Origin of the sequence: Nocardioides sp. GCM10030259, assembly GCF_042666375.1 — a bacterium.
GTDB lineage: Bacteria > Actinomycetota > Actinomycetes > Propionibacteriales > Nocardioidaceae > Nocardioides.
On record NZ_JBHTDF010000002.1, the window covers coordinates 73842 to 93649 of the forward strand.

At 73.5% G+C, this 19808-nt stretch carries 18 protein-coding genes; 13 read left to right on the plus strand and 5 right to left on the minus strand.

From position 1 onward, the window contains the following. Positions 1–96: 96 nt before the first annotated feature. From ACFQQI_RS00685 to ACFQQI_RS00695, 3 genes are read left to right on the plus strand one after another with little or no spacing between them, the layout of a single operon-like run. Entirely contained in the window at positions 97–741 is a 645-nt protein-coding gene (locus ACFQQI_RS00685) for a pyridoxamine 5'-phosphate oxidase family protein (protein ID WP_378556401.1), read from the plus strand. Next, positions 734–1552 carry a diaminopimelate epimerase gene (gene dapF, locus ACFQQI_RS00690; RefSeq protein WP_378556404.1) on the plus strand — a complete coding sequence of 273 codons (819 nt, stop codon included), beginning with the start codon at positions 734–736 and terminating at the stop codon, positions 1550–1552. The genes ACFQQI_RS00685 and dapF overlap by 8 nt, the downstream gene beginning before the upstream one ends. Positions 1553–1576: 24 nt before the next feature. Further along, positions 1577–2353 carry an SDR family NAD(P)-dependent oxidoreductase gene (locus ACFQQI_RS00695; RefSeq protein WP_378556407.1) on the plus strand — a complete coding sequence of 259 codons (777 nt, stop codon included), beginning with the start codon at positions 1577–1579 and terminating at the stop codon, positions 2351–2353. A gap of 4 nt (positions 2354–2357) precedes the next feature. Here ACFQQI_RS00695 and ACFQQI_RS00700 read toward each other — a convergent pair whose 3' ends face one another. Continuing rightward, on the minus strand, positions 2358–2894 hold the full coding sequence (locus ACFQQI_RS00700; RefSeq protein WP_378556410.1) for a maleylpyruvate isomerase family mycothiol-dependent enzyme: 537 nt from the start codon (positions 2892–2894) through the stop codon (positions 2358–2360). Between the two features lie 51 nt (positions 2895–2945). Between ACFQQI_RS00700 and ACFQQI_RS00705 the strand changes: the two genes are divergently transcribed. From ACFQQI_RS00705 to ACFQQI_RS00715, 3 genes are all read left to right on the plus strand, one after another. Continuing rightward, on the plus strand, positions 2946–3785 hold the full coding sequence (locus tag ACFQQI_RS00705; protein WP_378556413.1) for a helix-turn-helix domain-containing protein: 840 nt from the start codon (positions 2946–2948) through the stop codon (positions 3783–3785). A 71-nt stretch (positions 3786–3856) separates the two neighbouring features. Then, a complete protein-coding gene (locus ACFQQI_RS00710) occupies positions 3857–5428 on the plus strand; it encodes an alkaline phosphatase D family protein (RefSeq protein WP_378556415.1) in 1572 nt (523 codons plus the stop codon). Positions 5429–5615: 187 nt separating this feature from the next. Further along, a complete protein-coding gene (locus tag ACFQQI_RS00715) occupies positions 5616–7145 on the plus strand; it encodes a substrate-binding domain-containing protein (protein ID WP_378556417.1) in 1530 nt (509 codons plus the stop codon). Here the strand turns inward: ACFQQI_RS00715 and ACFQQI_RS00720 are convergent. From ACFQQI_RS00720 to ACFQQI_RS00730, 3 genes are read right to left on the minus strand one after another with little or no spacing between them, the layout of a single operon-like run. Beyond that, positions 7131–7715, minus strand: coding sequence for a nucleoside/nucleotide kinase family protein (locus ACFQQI_RS00720; RefSeq protein ID WP_378556419.1), 585 nt, complete (start codon positions 7713–7715; stop codon positions 7131–7133). The two genes, ACFQQI_RS00715 and ACFQQI_RS00720, sit on opposite strands and share 15 nt — an antisense overlap. Further along, positions 7712–8389, minus strand: a complete 678-nt coding sequence (locus ACFQQI_RS00725) for a response regulator (RefSeq protein WP_378556421.1) — start codon at positions 8387–8389, stop codon at positions 7712–7714. Before ACFQQI_RS00725 ends, ACFQQI_RS00720 begins: the two co-directional genes overlap by 4 nt. Further along, on the minus strand, positions 8386–10386 hold the full coding sequence (locus ACFQQI_RS00730) for a sensor histidine kinase (RefSeq protein WP_378556424.1): 2001 nt from the start codon (positions 10384–10386) through the stop codon (positions 8386–8388). The genes ACFQQI_RS00725 and ACFQQI_RS00730 overlap by 4 nt, the downstream gene beginning before the upstream one ends. A 203-nt stretch (positions 10387–10589) precedes the next feature. On the opposite strand from ACFQQI_RS00730, the gene ACFQQI_RS00735 reads away from it, so the two are divergent. Further along, positions 10590–11327, plus strand: a complete 738-nt coding sequence (locus tag ACFQQI_RS00735) for a DUF4386 family protein (protein WP_378556427.1) — start codon at positions 10590–10592, stop codon at positions 11325–11327. 68 nt (positions 11328–11395) lie between these two features. Next, entirely contained in the window at positions 11396–12874 is a 1479-nt protein-coding gene (gene hflX / locus ACFQQI_RS00740; protein ID WP_378556430.1) for a GTPase HflX, read from the plus strand. Here hflX and ACFQQI_RS00745 read toward each other — a convergent pair. Further along, positions 12871–13734, minus strand: coding sequence for a LysR family transcriptional regulator (locus ACFQQI_RS00745; protein WP_378556433.1), 864 nt, complete (start codon positions 13732–13734; stop codon positions 12871–12873). The genes hflX and ACFQQI_RS00745 overlap by 4 nt on opposite strands. Before the next feature lie 82 nt (positions 13735–13816). Here ACFQQI_RS00745 and ACFQQI_RS00750 point away from each other — a divergent pair, with 82 nt between their 5' ends. The 5 genes from ACFQQI_RS00750 (at position 13817) to ACFQQI_RS00770 (ending at position 19782) form a co-directional block, all read left to right on the plus strand. Then, a complete protein-coding gene (locus ACFQQI_RS00750; protein WP_378556436.1) occupies positions 13817–15040 on the plus strand; it encodes an MFS transporter in 1224 nt (407 codons plus the stop codon). 123 nt (positions 15041–15163) lie between these two features. After that, the gene (locus tag ACFQQI_RS00755; protein WP_378556439.1) at positions 15164–15856 is read left to right on the plus strand and encodes an SGNH/GDSL hydrolase family protein; all 693 of its coding nucleotides are present in this window, start codon (positions 15164–15166) and stop codon (positions 15854–15856) included. A gap of 30 nt (positions 15857–15886) precedes the next feature. Beyond that, entirely contained in the window at positions 15887–17077 is a 1191-nt protein-coding gene (locus tag ACFQQI_RS00760; protein WP_378556443.1) for an ROK family transcriptional regulator, read from the plus strand. A gap of 165 nt (positions 17078–17242) precedes the next feature. Beyond that, positions 17243–18757, plus strand: coding sequence for a sugar ABC transporter ATP-binding protein (locus ACFQQI_RS00765; RefSeq protein WP_378556446.1), 1515 nt, complete (start codon positions 17243–17245; stop codon positions 18755–18757). After that, positions 18754–19782, plus strand: coding sequence for an ABC transporter permease (locus ACFQQI_RS00770; RefSeq protein WP_378556449.1), 1029 nt, complete (start codon positions 18754–18756; stop codon positions 19780–19782). Before ACFQQI_RS00765 ends, ACFQQI_RS00770 begins: the two co-directional genes overlap by 4 nt. The last annotated feature ends 26 nt before the right edge of the window (positions 19783–19808 follow it).

Consider the following 19808-nt stretch of genomic DNA (forward strand, 5'->3'; position numbering starts at 1 on the left):
CGAGGTGCTGCGGCTCGCGGGCGACATGGCGGGACGCCGGGCGAGTTCCGTGAAACGTGGGGGATCGCGGGCTGACCCACGGCGTACCTTTGTCGCGTGCCGACCGACACCACCCCGTGGACCCAGATCGCCTCCGTCGACGAGCTCGTCGACCTGCTCGGTGAGCCCAACGCCCGCGCCCGCGACAAGGGCCGGCCGGCGCTGCTCGACGTCGACCGGGCCTGGCTGGCGGCCACGCCCTTCTGCGTGCTCGCCACCGCGGGCGCCGACGGGACGTGCGACGCCTCCCCGAAGGGAGACCCGGCCGGGCAGCTGGTCCACGTCATCGACGACACGACGATCGCGGTCGCGGAGCGACCCGGCAACAAGCGCGCCGACGGCTACCGGAACGTGCTCGAGAACCCGCACGTCGGGCTGAACTTCCTCATCCCCGGCCGCGGCGACACGCTGCGCATCAACGGCCGCGCTCGGCTGGTCTCCGATGCGCCGTTCTTCGACGAGATGGTCGTCAAGGGCCACCGGCCGATCCTGGCGCTGGTCGTCGAGATCGAGGACATCTTCTTCCACTGCGCGAAGGCGTTCCTGCGCTCGGGCCTCTGGAAGCCGGAGACCTGGGCGCCCGAGGCGACGGTCCCGCGCCGCGCCGTGATCGCCCACGAGGTCGAGCCGAGCGGCATGACCGTCGAGCAGCTCGACGACTACTACGCGAGCCCCAACTACTCCAAGGGCCTCTATGGCTGAGTCCTACGAGTTCCTCAAGGGGCACGGCACCGAGAACGACTTCGTGCTGCTGCCCGACCTCGACGGCGCCGTCCACGGCGACCTGTCGCCCGGCCAGATGGCGGAGCGGGTGCGCGCGCTGTGTGACCGCCGGGCCGGCATCGGCGGCGACGGCGTGCTGCGGGTCGTACGCCGCGGGGACGGCTGGTTCATGGACTACCGCAACTCCGACGGCTCGGTCTCGGAGATGTGCGGCAACGGCGTCCGGGTGTTCGCGCGCTACCTCGTCGACGAGGGCCTCGCCGACCCTGCCGAGCCGATCCCCGTCGACACCCGCGCCGGCCTCAAGCTCCTCACCGTCCGGGGCGACCTGATCACCGCGGACATGGGCGTCGCCAAGGTGCTCGGCGAGACCACCGTCCGGGTCGAGGGCCGCGAGCTCGAGGCGCTCCACGTCGACATGGGCAACCCGCACGCGGTCGCGTTCGTCGACTCCCTCGACGACGCCGGTCGGCTCCTCGACCCACCCCGGCACGACCCCGCGGTCTACCCGGACGGCGTCAACGTGGAGTTCGTCGTACGCCGCGGCGACCACCACGTCGCCATGCGCGTGCACGAGCGGGGCTCGGGGGAGACCCGCTCCTGCGGCACCGGCGCGTGCGCGGTCATGGTGGCCGCGGCCCTCGCCGACGGCGCCCGCCCCGAGGGTGACGACGTGGCCTACCGGGTCGACGTGCCCGGCGGCACCCTCACCGTCACCTGGACCGCCGACGACCGCGTGCTCCTCGCCGGCCCGGCGGTGGTTGTGGCGAAGGGCACAACCAGCCTCTGATGCGCTGACGCTAGGGTCCGGCGCATGGACATCAACGGAGCAAGTGCCATCGTCACGGGCGGCGCGTCGGGGATCGGTGCCGCGGCAGCCCGCCAGCTCGCCGCCAAGGGTGCGGTCGTCGTCGTCGCGGACCTGCAGGCCGACAAGGGCGAGGCGCTCGCCCAGGAGATCGGCGGCATCTTCGCCCAGGTCGACGTCACCGACACCGACCAGATCAAGGCCGCCGTCGACGCCGCCGCCGAGATCGCCCCGCTGCGCGCGTGCGTCAACTCGGCCGGCATCGGCTGGGCACAGCGGACCATCGGCCGCGACGGCGAGTTCGACTCCGCCCACGACCTCGACGCCTTCCGCAAGGTGATCGCGATCAACCTGATCGGCACCTTCGACATGACCCGCCTCGCCGCGACCGCGATGAGCCGCAACGAGCCCGACGCCGACGGCTGCCGCGGCGCGATCGTCAACCTCGCGTCGGTCGCCGCCTTCGACGGCCAGATCGGCCAGGCGTCGTACTCCGCCTCCAAGGGCGGCGTCGTCGGCATGACCCTCCCGGTCGCCCGCGACCTCTCGGCCTCGGGCATCCGCCTCAACACGATCGCCCCCGGCCTGATCGACACCCCGATCTACGGCGAGGGCGAGGCGTCCGAGGCGTTCAAGGCCAACCTCGGCCAGAACGTGCTCTTCCCCAAGCGCCTCGGCGTCCCGGACGAGCTCGCCAGCATGGTCGTCGAGTGCATCACCAACAGCTACATGAACGCCGAGGTGATCCGCGTCGACGGCGGCATCAGGATGCCCCCGAAGTAGCCGGTCAGGCGCGCCGGCCCATCCGGGCGAGCAGCTTCGTCTGGCGGTCGGCGTCGTCGGGGACCGGGAGGTCCTCGGAGAAGACGCCGGGGGCGTACATCGCGTCGCCGAACCCGACGAAGGACTTCTCCATCGCGTCCATGTCGTCGTCGCTGAACGTCGTCGGCGCCCCCTGCGACGAGGCGATGTCCCAGCCGTGCACGACCAGGTCGAGGCCGTAGAACCGCACGACGGTCTCGCCGACCGTCGTCGGCCCGAACCAGCCGTCGTACGTCGTGGCCAGGTAGGCGTCGTCCGCGACGACGGGTCGCACCGCGGCGAGGTGGGCGGACCAGACCTCCTCGGGCGAGCCGGAGGGCCGGTCGCCGAGGTCGGCGCCGTGCTGGGTCAGGAACTCGCGCTGGGTGTCGACGACGTGGCCGACCACGTCGGCGGCGGTCCAGTCGTCGCACGGGCTCTGTGCCGACCAGTCGGCGACGTCGGTGGTGGTGGCGGAGAAGCGCTCCGCCGTCTCGAGGAACTTCGTGGCTTCCGGTGTCATGCCCTCACGGTGGCATCGCCGATGTCGGCGGATCTTGAAAGAATCCGACACATGTCCGGCCCTCGCCCGATCAACCCAGCCCCCGGGGAGCTCGCGGAGCGTGCCCACCTGCTCGACCGGTCGGGCTTCACGCCGCCCATCCACCGCTACGCGCCCGACCCCGCGCTCGCGGGCGTCGTACGCCGCTACTGGATGCCGGTGTGGTCGCTGCCCGACGGGGTCGTGTCGGTGCAGCGGGTGCTGCAGTACCCCGTCTGCCAGGTCGTGATCGCCGACGACTGCGCCGAGCTCGTCGGCCCGCACAGCGGGCTGTCGACCCAGGACATCTCCGGCACCGGCTGGGCCCTCGGCACGATGCTGCAGCCGGCGCCCGGTCTCGCGCTGGTCGGGGGCGGGGTCGACACGCTGACCGACCGGGTCGTCCCGCTGGACGACGGGGCGCTGGTGCGTCGCGTCCACGACGCGGTCGACGACGACCCGGCCGACCCGGCCCGCCAGCTCGCCGCCATCGGCGCTGTCGAGGAGTGGCTGGCCGGCCTGCTGCCCGTCGACGAGGAGGGGCTGCTGGTCAACGCGATCGTCGAGTACGTCGAGGGCGATCCCGCGGTGCAGCGGGTCGGCCAGGTCTGCGACAAGTTCGCGATCTCCGAGCGCACCCTGCAGCGCCTGACCGCCCGCCGCATCGGCCTGAGTCCGAAGTGGCTGATCCAGCGCCGCCGCCTCCACGAGGCCGCCGAGCGGCTCCGCGACGTGGCCCGGCCCGACCTCGCACGGGTCGCCGTCGACCTCGGGTACGCCGACCAGGCCCACTTCGGCCGCGACTTCCGGGCGGTCACCGGGCTGACGCCGGGCGAGTTCGCGGCGGAGCCGCGGCGGGACACCACCGGCTGATCACGCACCGTTGACCGACACGACACGTCGGCGTACCGGTCCCGTCGGACTGCCTCGCCAGCGTGCGAGCCATGGTCCTCCTCGGGAGACGGGCCGCCCTGCTGGCCGGGGTGGCGATCGGGGGAACGCCGGGATTGGTCGTCGCCGGCCTGCGGGCAGGGCCTCCGTCGCTCGTGCGCGACCGGGTCGGGCTCACCTCCGGGGCCCGGTCCGGCGAGGTCACCACCACCTCGGCGGTGCTGTGGGCCCGCGCGTCGGCGGACGCCCGGATGTCGGTCCGGCTGTCGAGCAACGGCCGGCTGGTGCGCGACGTCGCCGGCGCCTGGGCCGACGAGCGGACCGACCACACCGCGCGGCTGATCGTCGAGGGCCTCGCGCCGGGGCGCCGGTACGACGCGGACGTCTCGTTCACCGCCCCCGACGGCACCGAGGGCCGGCCGGAACGGATCAGCTTCAGCACCGCGCCGGTCCACCCGGCGGCGCAGTCGTTCGTCTGGTCGGGTGACACCTGCGGCCAGGGCTTCGGGATCAATCCGGACCTGGGCGGCCTCACGACGTACCGCGCGATCCTCGACACGCGCCCGGACTTCCTCATCCACTGCGGCGACACGATCTACGCGGACATCGAGATCGAGTCGCGGCTCGAGGAGGAGACCGGAGACGTCTGGCGCAACGTCGTCGCCGAGGGGGTCGGCAAGGTGGCCGAATCGCTCGAGGAGTTCCGGGGGCGGCACCGCTACCCGCTGCTCGACGAGCACGTGCGGGCGCTGTACGCCGAGGTGCCGACCGTCAGCCAGTGGGACGACCACGAGACGTGCAACAACTGGTACCCAGGCGAGGTCCTCGACGACGACCGGTACGTCGAGCGCAGCTGCGACGTCCTCTCCGCCCGTGGCCGGCGGGCCTGGCAGGAGTACCAGCCGGTGCCGGTGCGGACCCTGATCGACCGCGGCGGCGACGGCTTCGCCTCGGACCGCATCTACCGCCGCGTGCCGCGCGGCCCCCACCTCGACGTGTTCTGCCTCGACATGCGGACCTACCGCGGCCCGAACCCGACCTCGGCGGCGGCTGGCCAGCCCGGGGTGCTCGGACCGGAGCAGGAGCGCTGGCTGGTCGACCAGGTCAGCGCGTCCACCGCGACCTGGAAGGTGATCTCGGCCGACCTGCCGCTCTCCGCGCCGTCCAACCACGCCGACGACCTCGACAGCGTGCCCAACGGCGACGACGGCCCGCCGACCGGGCGCGAGCCCGAGCTGGCGCGGGTGCTGGCCGCGTTCCGGCGTCACGGCGTGCGCAACGTCGTCTGGATCACCGCCGACGTGCACTACACGGCCGCTCACCACTACAGCCCCGACCGGGCGGCGTTCAGCGACTTCGACCCCTTCTGGGAGTTCGTGTCCGGGCCGCTCGCCGCCGGGACGTTCGCCACCAAGGACGCCGTGCTGGACGGCACGTTCGGCCCCGAGGTCGTCTTCTCGAAGGGCAACGAGACGCCGACGTGGGCGCAGTCGCCCCGGGCCGGCAACCAGTTCTTCGGGCACGTCGCGATCGACGCCGCGGGCCTCCTGACCGTCACCCTCCACGACGGGTCCGGAGCCGCGCTGTGGTCCCGGGCGCTCGAGCCCGCGGAACCCGCCGGCTGACCCCCTCTTGGGCCCCCGTCCTGGCCCCCATCTTGGCGATGTTGTTGGCATCGCTCCCACTCGACGTTTGACTCACCCGCAGGGGTGGAAAGAACCGCCGGGGTTCTCTGGGGAGGGAGGTCGCGTGAGTTCGCACGCGAAAAGTCACCGGGCCGTCCGGCAACGAGGCCGGGGAGGCACGGTGTTCGTGGCCACGCTCGTGGCGATCGCGGTGGCGGTCGGTGCCGGCGGAACGTACGTCCTGCTCGGCGGGGAGCCGTCGGGCGCCTCCGACGCCTGCCCGGGACCGAGCATCACCGTCGCCGCCGCTCCCGAGATCGCCCCGGTGGTCGCCGAGGTCGTCGAGCAGGCGGAGTGCGACCAGATCGCCGTCGACCCGCTGCCGTCCGCCCTGGTCAGCGCGCGGGTCGCGGCGGGCAAGGACGCCCCCGACGTGTGGATCCCCGAGTCGTCGAGCTGGGTGAAGCGCGCCGCCGTGTCGGCGCCGGCCACGCCCCAGCCCCTGGTCGAGTCGCTCGCGACCTCTCCGGTCGTGCTCGTCTCGGCCGACAACCGCCCGCCCGAGACGTGGACCGCCGCGCTGGACGCCGACGACCTCGTGCTCGGCGATCCGCTGACGTCGGCGGCCGCGGCCGTCCCGCTCGTCGCGGGAGGCGCAGAGGCCAAGCGCGCCGGCACGGACTTCGCGGCCACCGTGGTGCCGCTCGCCCAGGCCCAGGCCGACGCCCGGGGCGACGCGCCGGGCGACGTACAGCGGCTCGAGCAGCTCGCGGACGAGGGCTCCGGCGTGGCGGCGGTGAGCGAGCAGGCCTGGCTCGCCACGGCGCCCGCGCTCTCCGCCGGGGTGCCCGCGACCGGCACCCTGCTGCTCGACTACCCCGTGGTGCTCACGACCGGCGAGGAGCGGCGCGCCGACATCGACCAGACCACCCGGACCCTGACCCGGCTGCTGGGCGAGAAGCCGACGGGCACGGCGCTCGCCGACGCAGGCTTCCGCGGCCCGGACGGCTCCCCCGGCCAGGACGGCGTCGGCGCGGTCGAGGCCGTGCAGGCGTCGGCCGCGCAGGTCAGCACCGCGCTGCAGCAGTGGGCGACGCTCGTGCTGCCGACCCGGGCGCTCGCGGTCGTGGACGTGTCGGGGTCGATGGACTTCGACGCTGGCGGCCAGACCCGGATGGCGCTGACGACCGCCGCGGCGCAGCAGGGGCTCGCGCTCTTCCCCGACGCGGCCGCGATCGGGCTCTGGGCGTTCTCCCAGCAGCTCGACGGCAACACCGACCACCGCAAGCTGCTGCCGATCCGCCGGCTCGGCACCGCCACCGACGACGGCACGCACCGTGAGTCGCTCGCCGCCGGGCTCGCCGGGCTCGCCGGGCTGACCGGGGGAGGCACCGGCCTCTACGACACCGCGCTCGCGGCGTACGAGGCGGTGCTCGCCGACTACGACCCGGAGGCCGCCAACAGCGTGCTGCTCCTCACCGACGGCGCCAACGACGACCCCGGCAGCATCAGCCTCCCGCAGCTGATGTCGGAGCTCCGCGACCTCGCCGACCCGAGCCGGCCGGTGCGCATCATCGCCATCGGCATCTCCGCGGACTCCGACGCGGCCGCGCTGCGCCAGATCGCCCGCGCGACCGGTGGGGACGCCTACATCGCCGAGAACCCGGCCGACATCGCAACGGTCTTCCGCGAGGCCCTCGGGTCACGCGCCGGCTGACGTCCAACCGGTGAGGTCGACGACGACGTCCGCCCGGTCGCGGGCGGCCTCGACGAGCACGGCGTTCGCCTCGTCGACCCGGGCGACCCACGCGCGGGCCTCGGTGGGCGACTTGCCGAACAGCACGTGCCGGGCGACGAGCCGCTCCCGCCGTACGTCGTCGTCGAGCGTCAGGTGCCACACCACGTCGATCTCGGCGCGTACGCCGTGCCAGCGCGGCTCGTCGAGCAGCAGGTAGTTGCCTTCGGTGACCACGGTCCCGGCCGGCGGTACCGCGATCGCGCCCGCGATCGGCTGCTCGAGGTCGCGCTCGAACATCGGTGCCACGACGTCGGGCTCCCCCGCCCGGACGCGCCGCAGCAGCGCGGCGTACCCGGGCGCGTCGAACGTCTCCGGCGCGCCCTTCCGGTCGCGCAGGCCGCGGCGGACGAGCTCGACGTCGGCGTAGTGGAATCCGTCCATCGGCACCATCGGGAGGCCCAGCGACGCGGCGATCGTGGACTTGCCGACGCCGGGCGCGCCGGTGATGCCGAGGAGGCGGATGCCGTCCGGTACCGCCGGCACCGTCATGGCGCGGGCTCGCCGAGGCCGGCCCGACGGGCGAGCAGGATCGCGTCGGCGCGGTCGCGGGCCCCGACCTTGGCGACGGCGTTGGAGACGACGTTGCGCACCGTCTTGTCGGAGAGATGCAGCCGCGCGCTGATCGCGGCGTTCGACAGGCCGCCGGCCACCAGATCGAGCACCTCGAGCTCGCGGTCGGTGAGGTCGGGGAAGGCCTCGGCGCCGCGGCGCGCGGTCCGCGACGACTCGCGCACGCGCAGCAGCACCTGCTCGGCGACGCCCTCGCCGAAGACCGCGCCGCCCGACGCGACCTCGCGCATCGCCCGGGCGACCTCGACCTTCGTCGCACCCTTGACGAGGTAGCCGCGCGCACCGGCGCGCAGCGCGGCGACCACGCTGTCCGCGCCCTCGTGCATCGACAGCACGAGCACCTGGACGCCCGGCGTCTCGGCGACGATCCGGCGGGTCGCCTCGACGCCGTTCAGGCCGGGCATGGAGAGGTCCATGAGCACCACGTCGGGTCGCAGCCGCTCCGCCAGCTCCACGGCCTCGAGCCCGTCGCCGGCCTCGCCGACCACGGTCACGCCCGGCAGCGAGCCGAGCACCATCGCCAGGCCCTCGCGGTAGACGGGGTGGTCGTCGGCCACCACGACCCGCAGCTCCTGCTCGACCTCGTCGCTCACTGGCGCACCCTCTCATCCGCAGCCCGGTCCGCGGGGGCAGGCAGCCAGGCGACGACGACCGTGCCGCCGCCCGGTCCGGTGGTCACCGTGCAGCCGCCGCCGAGCTCCTCGGCCCGCTCCCGCATGGAGACGAGCCCGACACCGGGCTCGGCCGCGTCGGCCAGCCCGCGGCCGTCGTCGGCGACGGTCACCTCGACTGTCCGGGGCAGCCGCTCGACGCCGAGCCGGACCCGGCCGGCCCCGGCGTGGCGCGCGGCGTTCGAGAGCGCCTCGGTCGCGATCCGCAGCGCGGCCACCTCGACTGCCGCGGGCAGGTCGCGCAGCTCCCCGCGCACCTCGACGTCGACCTCGAGGCCACCCGCCTCGAACCCCTCCGCCGCCGCGTGCAGCGCCTCGGCCAGGCCGAGCTCGTCGAGCGCGGCGGGCCGCAGGCCGTCGACGATCCGGCGGACGGTGGCGACGGCGCCGGTGAGCAGCGACTCGGCCCGAGCGGCCAGCGGCGCGACCGGGTGGTCGCCGATCTGCGAGCGCACCTCGCCGAGCTGGAGCGCGACCGCGGCCAGCACTGGCCCGAGGTCGTCGTGCAGGTCGTGCCGGAGCCGCCGGCGCTCCTCCTCGCGGGCCATCACGAGCCGCTCGCGCGAGGTCTGGAGGGCGTCGCGCAGGTGGGCGGCGTGCGCGGCGACCGCGACCGGGCGGGCCAGGTCGTCGAGCAGCCGCAGGTCGCCCGCGGACAGCGCCCGGTCGGCCCGGCGCGGGCCGACGACGAGGTGCCCGACCAGCTGGCCGCCGTGCACCAGTGGCACCTCGACGCCGTCTCCGGTGACCGTGCCACTGGACGCCGACGGCCCGTCGAGGACGTCGACGGTCGCCCACGGCAGCTGCAGCGCGTGCCGGACCGCCTCGGCAACCCGGGTCAGCGCCTCGGCGCCCGCGGGCTCCGCCGCCGCGGCCTCGAGCCGTCCGCTGAGCCGGACCAGCGCGCCGTACGGGTCGGCGCGGTCGCCCCGGGTGACGCGGTCGACCAGCCGCTGCACCCGCTGCCGGGCCGGCTCGGCGGTCAGCGCCACCACGACGGTGGCCAGCAGGGGAGCGCCGGTGCGGTCACCGAGCGCGTCGCCGAGCAGCAGCACGGCCGCGGCGTACATCGCCACCACCAGGCCGGTGAGCACCGCGTAGGTGAGAGTCCGCCGGATCACGTGGTCGACGTCCCACAGCCGGTAGCGCAGGCCGGCCATCGCGATCCCGAGCGGCAGCGGCAGCATGCTGATGCCGAGCAGCAGGTCCGAACCGGCCTCCGAGACGACCTGGCCGAGCGCGAGCAGCAGGATGCTCAGCACGCCGCCGTACACCACCCACTTCAGCTGCTGACGCTCCTCGCCGACGGAGGCGCGCAGCCGCAGCACGAGGGAGACCAGGCCGGCCAGCGCGCAGAGCATGACCAGGGGGAGCAGGGCCGCGAGCAGCGTGGGGCCGACGTCGAGCCCGGCCGGCGAGGTGACGCCCGGGGGCATCGGGTCCAGCGGCGGCTGGTCCATCCGGTCGTACGGCGTGACCGCCCAGCCGATCGGCGCGAGCACGGTGACGACGACGGCCACCCACCAGACCACCCGCCAGGCCCCGCGCGGTCGTGCGCCGTCCGGCAGCCGCAGCGGCAGCAGGGTCGCGGCCACGCAGTAGCCGGCCGCCCACGCCCACGACCCGACCCACAGTGCCGCCTCGCCGCCGGGCAGCGAGCCGGGCGCGGTGACCAGGGCGCGGTGCGCCCAGTCGGAGGCCAGGCTCGAGACGCTGAGCGCGACGCCGGCCAGGATCAGCAGCCAGCCCGGCACCGATCGTGGGCGGCGGGCCGCGAGCACCCCACCGGTGACCGCGAACGCGACGCCGGCGACGCTCGGGGCGGACGGCGGCAGGCCGTCGAGAGCCCGCAGCACGATCGATCCCACCGTCGCGAGGACGGCGAGGAGCGCAGCGGCCACGGCGGCGACGACGGACATGCGCACATGCTGCCGACGCGGTGCGACCCCTGTCACGGGACGCACCGTCCCGAACCCCGAGGGACATGGCGACGACCGGCCGGGACGCGCCGCCCCGACGAAGAGGTGATCATCCGCCTCCGGACGGCGGGACGGCGCGTTCCGCAGTGTTCGGGGCACACCGCGCCGGACGGTCCGGCGCCCCACTCCCAGGAGAGATCCCCATGCCCGAGTCCACCTCCACCACCACTCACGGCACTCCCGGCCACGGCGCCGTCAGCGACTGGGCGAGCGAGGTCGCCGGACCGGCGGCCCCCGCCGTCGCCCCGGCGCAGCCCGCCGACAGAGGCTTCCTCGTCGCCCTGGGGGCGGCGATGGTCGCCAGCCCCCTCGCGATGGCCGGCTGGTTCGCGGTCGAGCCGTCGGTGCTGCCCCGTGAGGACCCGCAGGTCTTCCTCGAGTCGGTCGCCACGTCGCCGGACCGCTACCTCGCCGGCACCGCCCTGCTCGCCCTCGCCGCAGTCCTGGCGATCCCGGCGGCGGTCGGGTTCGCCCGGCTGCTGCGTCCGCGGCTGCCCCGGCTCGGCGTGGTGATCGCGGTGCTGATGTTCCTGTCCGGCGTCGGCCTGTGCGCCCAGGTCGGCTTCCGCGCCATGGTGTGGTCGATGGTCGACGCGGGGTCGGTCCCGGCGTCGTCGGTCGAGACCTACACCGCGTTCCAGACCGGCGGCTTCTTCGACGTGCTGGTGGCACCGGGCCTGGTCTTCGGCGGCGTCGCCACGCTCCTCGTGGTCGGCAGCCTGCTGTGGACCCGCCTGGTGTCGCGGTGGGTGCCGGTCGCGATGATCGTCGGGATGGTGCTCTCCTCCGGGGAGTTCGCCGACGCCGTCACCGTGTCGGGCGCTGCCCTCGGCGTGCTGGCCAACCTCTGGCTGGCCCGCACGCTGGTCGCCCGGGGCTGACCCACGATGCGCCGGGGTGCGCTAATCGGTTCGCCGGATGCGGGACCGGACCGTACTCTGGATGGCGTATGACGAACGCACACGCCTCTGACTTCAACCTCGACGACGAGCTCGAGGAGACCGAGGACTGGGAGTCCGAGGACTTCGAGTCCGGCTACGCCGATGAGCCCGACCCCGAGGACCTCACCACCGGCGAGATGGACCTGGCCGAGCGCCACCAGCTCCGCCGGGTCGCCAGCCTCCGCACCGAGCTCGAGGACATCACCGAGGTCGAGTACCGCCAGCTCCGCCTGGAGCGGGTGGTGCTCGTCGGGGTGTGGACCGAGGGCTCGGTCGCGGACGCCGAGAACTCCATGGCCGAGCTCGCGCTGCTCGCCGAGACCGCCGGCTCCGAGGTGCTGGACGCCATCTACCAGCGCCGGCAGTCGCCCGACCCCGCGACGTACATCGGTCGCGGCAAGGTCGAGGGGCTCGCCGAGATCGTGCGGGCGACCGGCGCCGACACCGTGATCTGCGACGGCGAGCTCGCGCCCAGCCAGCTGCGCAACCTCGAGGACCGGCTCAAGGTCAAGGTCGTCGACCGCACCGCGCTGATCCTCGACATCTTCGCGCAGCACGCGAAGAGCAAGGAGGGCCAGGCCCAGGTCGAGCTGGCCCAGCTCAACTACATGAAGCAGCGCCTGCGTGGTTGGGGTGGCAACCTCTCTCGCCAGGTCGGTGGCCGGGTTGCCGGCGGTGCCGGCATCGGTGGCCGTGGTCCCGGTGAGACGAAGATCGAGACCGACCGGCGCCGCATCAACACCAAGATCGCCAAGCTCCGCCGCGAGCTGAAGGAGATGAAGGGGACCCGCGACACCAAGCGCCAGGAGCGCCGTCGCCACCACATCCCCAGCGTCTCGATCGCGGGCTACACCAACGCCGGCAAGTCGTCCCTGCTCAACCGGCTCACCGACGCCGGCGTGCTCGTCGAGGACGCGCTGTTCGCGACGCTCGACCCGACGACGCGTCGTACGACGACCTCCGACGGCCGGGTCTACACGATGAGCGACACCGTCGGCTTCGTGCGGCACCTGCCGCACCAGCTGGTCGAGGCGTTCCGCTCGACGCTCGAGGAGGTCGCCGACTCCGATCTCGTGCTGCACGTCGTCGACGGCTCGCACCCCGATCCGGAGGGCCAGATCGCCGCGGTGCGCGAGGTCTTCTCGGAGATCGGCGCCGTCGAGGTGCCCGAGCTGATCGTCATCAACAAGGCCGACCTGGCCGACCCGATGGTGATCGCGCGGCTGCGCCAGCGCGAGCCGCACTCGGTCGTCGTCTCGGCGCGCACCGGCGAGGGCATCGCCGAGGCGCTGAAGGTGGTCGAGGGCGAGCTGCCTCGGCCCGGGGTCGAGTTCAAGGCGCTGCTGCCCTACGACCGTGGCGACCTGATCAACCGGCTGCACCAGCACGGCGAGATCGAGTCCCTCGAGCACACCGGCGAGGGCACGGTCGTCGTCGGCCGCGCGAACCCCGACCTCGCCGGCGAGCTGGCGGCGTACGCGCTCTAGCCCGTCGGACGCGTCGCGAAGTCCCGGAACCGGGCCGCGGCGGGTGAGAGCTCGCGGTCCGTGCGCCACACCAGCCCGATCGAGCGGCGCACCCGAGCGCCCGCGATGGCGATGCCGACGGTGCCGGAGGCGCCGGCGAAGTGCTCCGGGACGATGGCGACCCCGAGCCCGGCGGCCACCAGGCCCTCGATGGTCGCGAGGTCCTGGCTCTCGAAGGAGATCGGCGGTGCGATGCCGGCCGAGCGCAGCAGGTCGTCGACGAGCTCGCGGTAGCCGAAGCCCGGCGGGATCGCGACCATCTCCTCGTCGGCGAGCTCGCTCAGCGCCACCCGCTTCCGCCCGCTGAGACGATGCCCGGCCGGCACGACGAGCACCTCCCGCTCGTCCAGGAGCGGGACCCAGCCCAGGCCCTCCTGACGCGTGGTGATGGCCAGGTCCGCGGCGCCGCTCGCCAGGTCGGCCGTGATCTCCATCGAGGGCTCCTGGCGCAGCACCAGCCGGACCCGGGGCGCGACGCGGTGGAAGTCGCGCAGCAGCCGCGGGACGAGCAGGCCCGCCATCGAGTCGAGGAACGCCAGGCGCACGACGCCGGTGTCGGGGTCGAGCAGCGAGGCGACGTCGTCGACCAGCTGGGTGTGCCGCGCCTCGATCTCACGCGCGGCCGTCACCACGAGCTCTCCCACCGGCGTGACCCGCACGCCGTCCGGCACCCGCTCGAAGACCCTCACCCCGAGCTCCGCCTCGACCCTCGCGACAGCTCGCGAGAGCGTCGGCTGCGGCACGCCGAGCACGGCCGCGGCATCGGTGACGTGCTCGAGGTCGGCCACGGTCGCCAGCCACTGGAGGTCGCGCACCATCATCCACTCATCATGCACTGAACGTATGGAGATCAGCCAGTCAACACATTGGATGTATGAGGCCAGAGGCGGCAGGGTCGACCGCGTGGAGACCGAGGGACACCTTCCGGGCAGCGTCGACTACCGCAGGGTCGTCGGCGCCCTGTTCGTCGCGGGCCTGGCGACGTTCGCGTTGCTGTACAGCACGCAGGCACTGCTGCCCGAGCTCGCGGGCGACTTCGGCGTCTCCACCTCGGCCAGCACCCTGACGCTGTCGCTGACGACGCTCGGCCTCGGGCTCGCGCTGCTCGTGGCCGGCCCCGCCTCCGAGCTGATCGGCCGCACGCGGCTGATCCATGGCTCGCTCGTCGCGTCGGCCGTGATCGCCCTCGCCACCGCCGTCGCGCCGACCTGGGAGAGCGTGCTCGTGCTGCGCTTCCTCGAGGGCGTCGCCCTGGCCGGGCTGCCGGCCGTGGCGACGGCGTACCTCCGCGAGGAGCTGCACGGCTCGGCCCACGCCCGCGCCGCCGGCCTCTACATCGGCGGTACGGCGCTGGGCGGCATGGCCGGTCGCCTGCTCACCGGTGGGGTGGGGGAGCTGGCCGGCTGGCGCTGGGCGCTCGTGGCCACGGGAGTCCTGGCGGCGGCGTGCGCGCTCGCGGTGCGGGTGCTGCTCCCGCCGTCGGCGCGCTTCGTGCCCTCGCCGCCCGGCCTCCGCCTGGTCGTCCGGCGGACGGTGCGCGCGGTCTCGGACCCGGTGCTGCTGGCGCTCTACGGGATCGGCGGCTGCTCGGTCGGCATGCTCGTGGCGGTCTTCAACACGCTCGGCTTCCGGCTCGAGGCCGCGCCCTTCCACCTCGGGCTGGGCGCCGCGAGCCTGGTCTTCCTCGTCTACCCGATCGGCACGGTCAGCTCGACGGTGTCGGGCCGGATCGCCGACCGCGTCGGGCGGCGTGCGGTGCTGCCGACCGGCTGCCTGCTGGCACTGGCCGGGCTGCTGCTCACCCTCGCCCACTCGCTGGCGATGGTCGTCACCGGCCTGGGCCTGCTGGTCGCCGGCTTCTTCGTGGTGCACGGCGTCGCGAGCGGCTGGGTGCCGGCCCGGGCCCACGCCGGTGGCGTCTCGGCGGCGCAGGCGGCGTCGCTCTACCTCTTCGCCTACTACCTCGGCTCGTCCGTATTCGGCAGCGTCGCCGGCCCGGCCTGGAGCGGCGCCGGCTGGGCGGGCGTCGTCGGGATGGCCACCGTCCTGCTCGCCGTCACCGCCGTGCTGGCGGCCGTCCTGCGTCGTACGTCGCCGCTCGTCGCCGCTGCCCGGACACCCGCCTGAGGTCGGCCAAGATCACGATTCGGTAGCGGCGGGCCGGTTTCTGCGTCATTCCGCCACGCCGGCACCGTCCTGTCCTCGACGCTTGTCAGTGGTCTAGTCGGGTGCGGTCTTGGGAGGGCGGGCATGGCGCTGTCGGTACGCCGACCGGTGCTGGTCGGCATGGTGCTGGCGGTCGCCCTCGCGGCCGCCCTGACCGTGCTCGTCGGCGTCCGCGCCACCGGTAGCGACCCCTCCCGCTGCGAGCGCTTCGCCGCCGACTCCCGCGCCCGGGCCGCCGCCGTCTCCGGCAGCGGACAGCGCGTGGTCGTGATCGGCGACTCCTGGTCGGCGGGGCTGGGCCTCGAGCGGTCGGGCGGTTCGTGGCCCGCCCGCCTCTCGGGGACCGTGCACGTGGCCGGGTTCTCCGGCTCGGGCTTCAGCGCCCGCGCGAGCGGCTGCGGCGTTGCGGTCTCCTTCGGCGAGCGCGCGTCGCGCGCCCTGCGTGGCGGGGCCGACCTCGTCGTCGTCGAGGGCGGGCTCAACGACTACGACCAGCCCGACGCCGCCATCCGGGCCGGCTTCCGGGCGCTGATGCGCGAGCTGCGCGGGCAGCAGGTCGTCGTCGTGGGACCGGCCAGCGCACCGTCGCGGTCCCGCGCGGTCCCGCGCGTCGACGCGCTGCTGGCCAGACTCTCCGGGGAGTACGACGTGGCGTACGTGCGAACCACCGGCCTGCGACTGCCCTACCTGCCCGACCGGCTGCACCTGACGCCGGCGGGCCACGACGCGTTCGGCGACTACGTCGCCGGGGAGCTCGTGGAGCTCGGTCTCTCCTGAGGCGGCCGCCCGCGTGCGACACTCCCTGTCGTGCGTCATTCCCTCGCGGGCCGGGCCGAGTCCCCGATGCAGGCCCGGATCCTCGCCCAGCTCCGCGACGAGGGGCCGCTGTCGAAGGCCCAGCTCGCGGACCGGCTCCAGGTGTCCCGCACCACCGTGGCCGCCGAGGTCGGGCGGCTCGTCGAGCTCGGGCTGGCCCAGGAGGCCGGGCCGGCCGCATCCCGGGGCGGACGACGGTCGACGCTGGTCGACCTCGCCTCCGACATCCGCTTCGTGGGCATCTCGATCGGTGCGACCGGCATGTCCGTGGGCGTCACCGACGGGCGCCTGGCGGTGCTCTCCACGCGTCATGAGGCGTGCGACATCAGGCAGGGTCCCGAGGTCGTCCTCGCGGTGGCGCTCGAGCTGGTGCGGAAGGTGCTCGACGAGGTCGGCGTGGACAAGCCGATGGGCGCCGGCATCGGCGTACCCGGCCCCGTCGACTTCAACCGCGGCGTCTCCGTCTCGCCGCCGATCATGCCCGGCTGGGACGGCTACCCGGTGCGCGACGCCGTGTCCCGTGAACTCGGCTGCCCCGCGCTGCTCGACAACGACGTGAACGTGCTGGCCCTCGGCGAGCAGCACGCCGGGGTGGCCAAGGGCGCCCGCGACTTCCTGTACGTGAAGATCGGCACCGGCATCGGCTGCGGCATCGTCCTCGACGGCGAGCTCTACCGCGGCGTCAACGGGTGTGCCGGCGACATCGGGCACATCCGGGTCGACGACTTCGGCCCGACCTGCGCCTGCGGCAACACCGGCTGCCTCGAGGCGTTCTCCGGCGGCGCCGCGCTGGCCCGGGACGCCATGGCCGCCGCCCGCAGCGGGCGCTCGCCGGTGCTCGCGGCGGTGCTGGAGGCGAACGGCGAGCTGACGGCCGCCGACGTCGGCCGGGCCGTCGCCGAGGGGGACGCCCAGGCGGTGCAGCTGATCCGGGACAGCGGCCGGCACATCGGGCAGGTGCTCGCGAGCCTGGTCTCGTTCTTCAACCCCGGCATGATCGTGATCGGCGGCCGCGTCACCGGGCTCGGGCACGCCCTGCTCGCGGAGATCCGGGGCGTCACGTACCGCCGCTCGCTCCCGCTCGCCACCGGCAACCTGCCCATCGTGCTGAGCGAGCTCGGCGACGAGGGTGGTGTGGTCGGCACCGCCCGGCTGATCAGCTCGTCCGTCTACGCGTCCTAGTCCGTTCCCGAAGGGGACTTTCGCAGGTAACTGTCAAAAGTTTGCCCAGTTCTGGACTTTCTTTCGCCAAACCCTTGCGGTTCCCCGAATCCGCGTCCTAGTTTGTGCGGCATCGCGGCCGCCAGTGACCGCGGTCACAGGCGCGTGGGACGCGCGGAGGAGCAGATGACCGACCAGCCGCTGCTGCAGATGACCGGGATCGTCAAGGAGTTCCCCGGCGTACGCGCGCTCGACGGCGTCGACCTCGACGTGCGACCGGGCGAGGTGCACTGCCTGCTCGGCCAGAACGGCGCGGGCAAGTCGACGCTGATCAAGGTGCTCTCCGGCTTCCACCAGCCCGACGGCGGCACCATCGTGTGGGACGGCGAGGAGACGTCGTTCTCCACGCCGGCCAAGGCGATCGAGCACGGCGTCGCGACGATCTACCAGGAGCTCGACCTGGTGCCGCACCTCGACGTGACCGAGAACGTCTTCCTCGGCCACGAGATCTCCCGGGCGGGGTTCAGCCAGCGTGGCCAGACCCGCGGGCAGGTCCGCGACCTGCTCGCCCGGCTCGGTCACTCCGAGATCTCGCCGACCCGGATCGTCGGCGACCTGTCGCCCGCCTCCCAGCAGATCGTCAGCATGGCCCGCGCCCTGTCCCACGACACCCGCCTGCTCGTGCTCGACGAGCCGTCCGCCGTGCTCGACCAGGAGGAGGTCAAGAACCTGTTCCGGGTGATCCGGGACCTCACGAGGGAGGGAGTCGCGATCGTCTACATCTCCCACCGGCTCGAGGAGATCCGCGAGATCGGAGACCGGATCACCGTGCTCAAGGACGGCCGCACCGTCGGCACCGGCCTCGCCGTCGCCGACACCCCGACGGCCGACCTGATCAAGCTGATGACCGGACGGTCGATCGAGTACGTCTTCCCGCCCCGCTCCGCAACTCCCCGCGACCGCGGCGAGCCGGTGCTGGAGGTGCGGGACCTCAGCCTCGCCGGCGTGTTCACGGATGTCGACCTCACCGTGCACGCCGGCGAGATCGTCGGGCTGGCCGGCCTCGTCGGGGCCGGCCGGTCGGAGATCCTCGAGACCCTGTACGGCGCCCGCCGCGCCTCGGCCGGCACGGTCACCGTGGACGGCAAGAGGCTGCGCCGCGGCTCGGTCGTCGCGTCGGTCCGCGCCGGCATCGGCCTCGCACCCGAGGAGCGCAAGAGCCAGGGCCTCTTCCTCGACGAGGCCGTCTTCCGCAACATCACCATGTCTTCGATGGGCCGGTTCGCCCGCCTCGGATTCCTCGACCGCCGCGAGGAGCGGCGCCGATCCGAGGCACTGACCACGAGCCTCGACGTACGTCCCGCGGGCGTGACCCGCGCCGTGCGCACCCTCTCCGGCGGCAACCAGCAGAAGGTCGTGCTCGCCCGCTGGCTGCTGCGCGAGTGCCGGGTGCTGCTGCTCGACGAGCCCACGCGGGGGGTCGACGTGGGCGCCCGGTCGGAGCTCTACCAGCTGGTCCGCTCGCTGGCCGACCGCGGCGTCGCCGTCGTCGTGGTCTCGAGCGAGATCGAGGAGGTGCTGGGTCTCGCCGACCGGGTCCTCGTCGTCCGCGAGGGCGTCGTCGTCCACGAGTCCCACGCCACCGAGCTCGACGAGGCTGGAGTCCTCGATCTCGTCATGGAAGGAAAGGTTCCCGCATGAGCCAGGACAGCGTGCGCGTCGAGAAGGCCGCGCTCGAGGCGAGCAAGGAGTCGAACCCGGTCCGAGCCGTGATGGGCACCAGCGTCGGCCGCAATGCGGGGCTGGTCGTCGCGCTGCTGCTGATCTGTGTCGTCGGCGTCATCACCGCTGGGGACAACTTCGCGAGCCTCGACAACGGGCTGACCATCCTGCGCTTCGCGTCGGTGATCGGCGTCGTCAGCATCGGGATGACATTCGTGATCATCGGTGGCGGGATCGACCTGTCGGTCGGCGCGATCGCCGCACTGGCCTCGGTCTGGTGCACGACGCTCGCCACCCAGCAGATGGCCGAGGACACCCACTGGACCCTGATGATCTTCACCGCCGTGGCGGTGGCACTCGGCTGCGGGCTGGTCAACGGGCTTCTGGTCGCCTACGGACCCGTGGTCCCGTTCATCGCCACGCTCGCGATGTTCGCCAGCGCTCGCGGCCTCGCCGAGATCATCGCCAACCGGCGCACGCAGCTCGTCCGCGTCGACGAGTTCAACGACTTCTTCCGTGGCGACTTCCTCGGGATCCCGGTCCTGATCTGGATCTTCGCCGTGGTCTCCGTGATCGGCTGGGTCGTTCTCAACCGCACGACGTTCGGTCGGCGCACCATCGCCGTCGGAGGCAACCCCGAGGCCGCGCGCCTGGCCGGCATCAACGTGAAGTGGCACACCGTGATGCTGTACGTCGTGGTCGGCCTCTGCTGTGGCATCGCCGCGCTGATGATCACCGCCCGAACGACCACCGGTTCCTCGACGCACGGCGGCCTGTGGGAGCTCGACGCGATCGCGGCCGTCGTCATCGGCGGCACCCTGCTCACCGGCGGGCGCGGGACCATCGTCGGCACCGTCTTCGGGGTGCTCATCTTCGCGACGCTCAACAACGTCTTCATCCAGAACAACCTCTCGAGCTCGGCGCAGGCGGTAGCCAAGGGCGTGATCATCGTCGTCGCCGTGCTCCTCCAGCAGCGTCTGGCGAACCGCACCACCACCACCTAGACGTCCCGGGACGACCTGGACGACAC

Bases quoted from the DNA above. Each gene is read 5' to 3' on its own strand.
- ACFQQI_RS00705 (WP_378556413.1), top strand. From the start codon at position 2,946: ATGTCCGGCCCTCGCCCGATCAACCCAGCCCCCGGGGAGCTCGCGGAG.
- ACFQQI_RS00745 (WP_378556433.1), bottom strand. From the start codon at position 13,734: ATGATGGTGCGCGACCTCCAGTGGCTGGCGACCGTGGCCGACCTCGAG.
- ACFQQI_RS00710 (WP_378556415.1), top strand. From the start codon at position 3,857: ATGGTCCTCCTCGGGAGACGGGCCGCCCTGCTGGCCGGGGTGGCGATC.
- ACFQQI_RS00720 (WP_378556419.1), bottom strand. From the start codon at position 7,715: ATGACGGTGCCGGCGGTACCGGACGGCATCCGCCTCCTCGGCATCACC.
- ACFQQI_RS00770 (WP_378556449.1), top strand. From the start codon at position 18,754: ATGAGCCAGGACAGCGTGCGCGTCGAGAAGGCCGCGCTCGAGGCGAGC.
- ACFQQI_RS00730 (WP_378556424.1), bottom strand. From the start codon at position 10,386: ATGTCCGTCGTCGCCGCCGTGGCCGCTGCGCTCCTCGCCGTCCTCGCG.
- ACFQQI_RS00765 (WP_378556446.1), top strand. From the start codon at position 17,243: ATGACCGACCAGCCGCTGCTGCAGATGACCGGGATCGTCAAGGAGTTC.
- ACFQQI_RS00700 (WP_378556410.1), bottom strand. From the start codon at position 2,894: ATGACACCGGAAGCCACGAAGTTCCTCGAGACGGCGGAGCGCTTCTCC.
- hflX (WP_378556430.1), top strand. From the start codon at position 11,396: ATGACGAACGCACACGCCTCTGACTTCAACCTCGACGACGAGCTCGAG.
- ACFQQI_RS00755 (WP_378556439.1), top strand. From the start codon at position 15,164: ATGGCGCTGTCGGTACGCCGACCGGTGCTGGTCGGCATGGTGCTGGCG.
- ACFQQI_RS00695 (WP_378556407.1), top strand. From the start codon at position 1,577: ATGGACATCAACGGAGCAAGTGCCATCGTCACGGGCGGCGCGTCGGGG.
- ACFQQI_RS00735 (WP_378556427.1), top strand. From the start codon at position 10,590: ATGCCCGAGTCCACCTCCACCACCACTCACGGCACTCCCGGCCACGGC.
- dapF (WP_378556404.1), top strand. From the start codon at position 734: ATGGCTGAGTCCTACGAGTTCCTCAAGGGGCACGGCACCGAGAACGAC.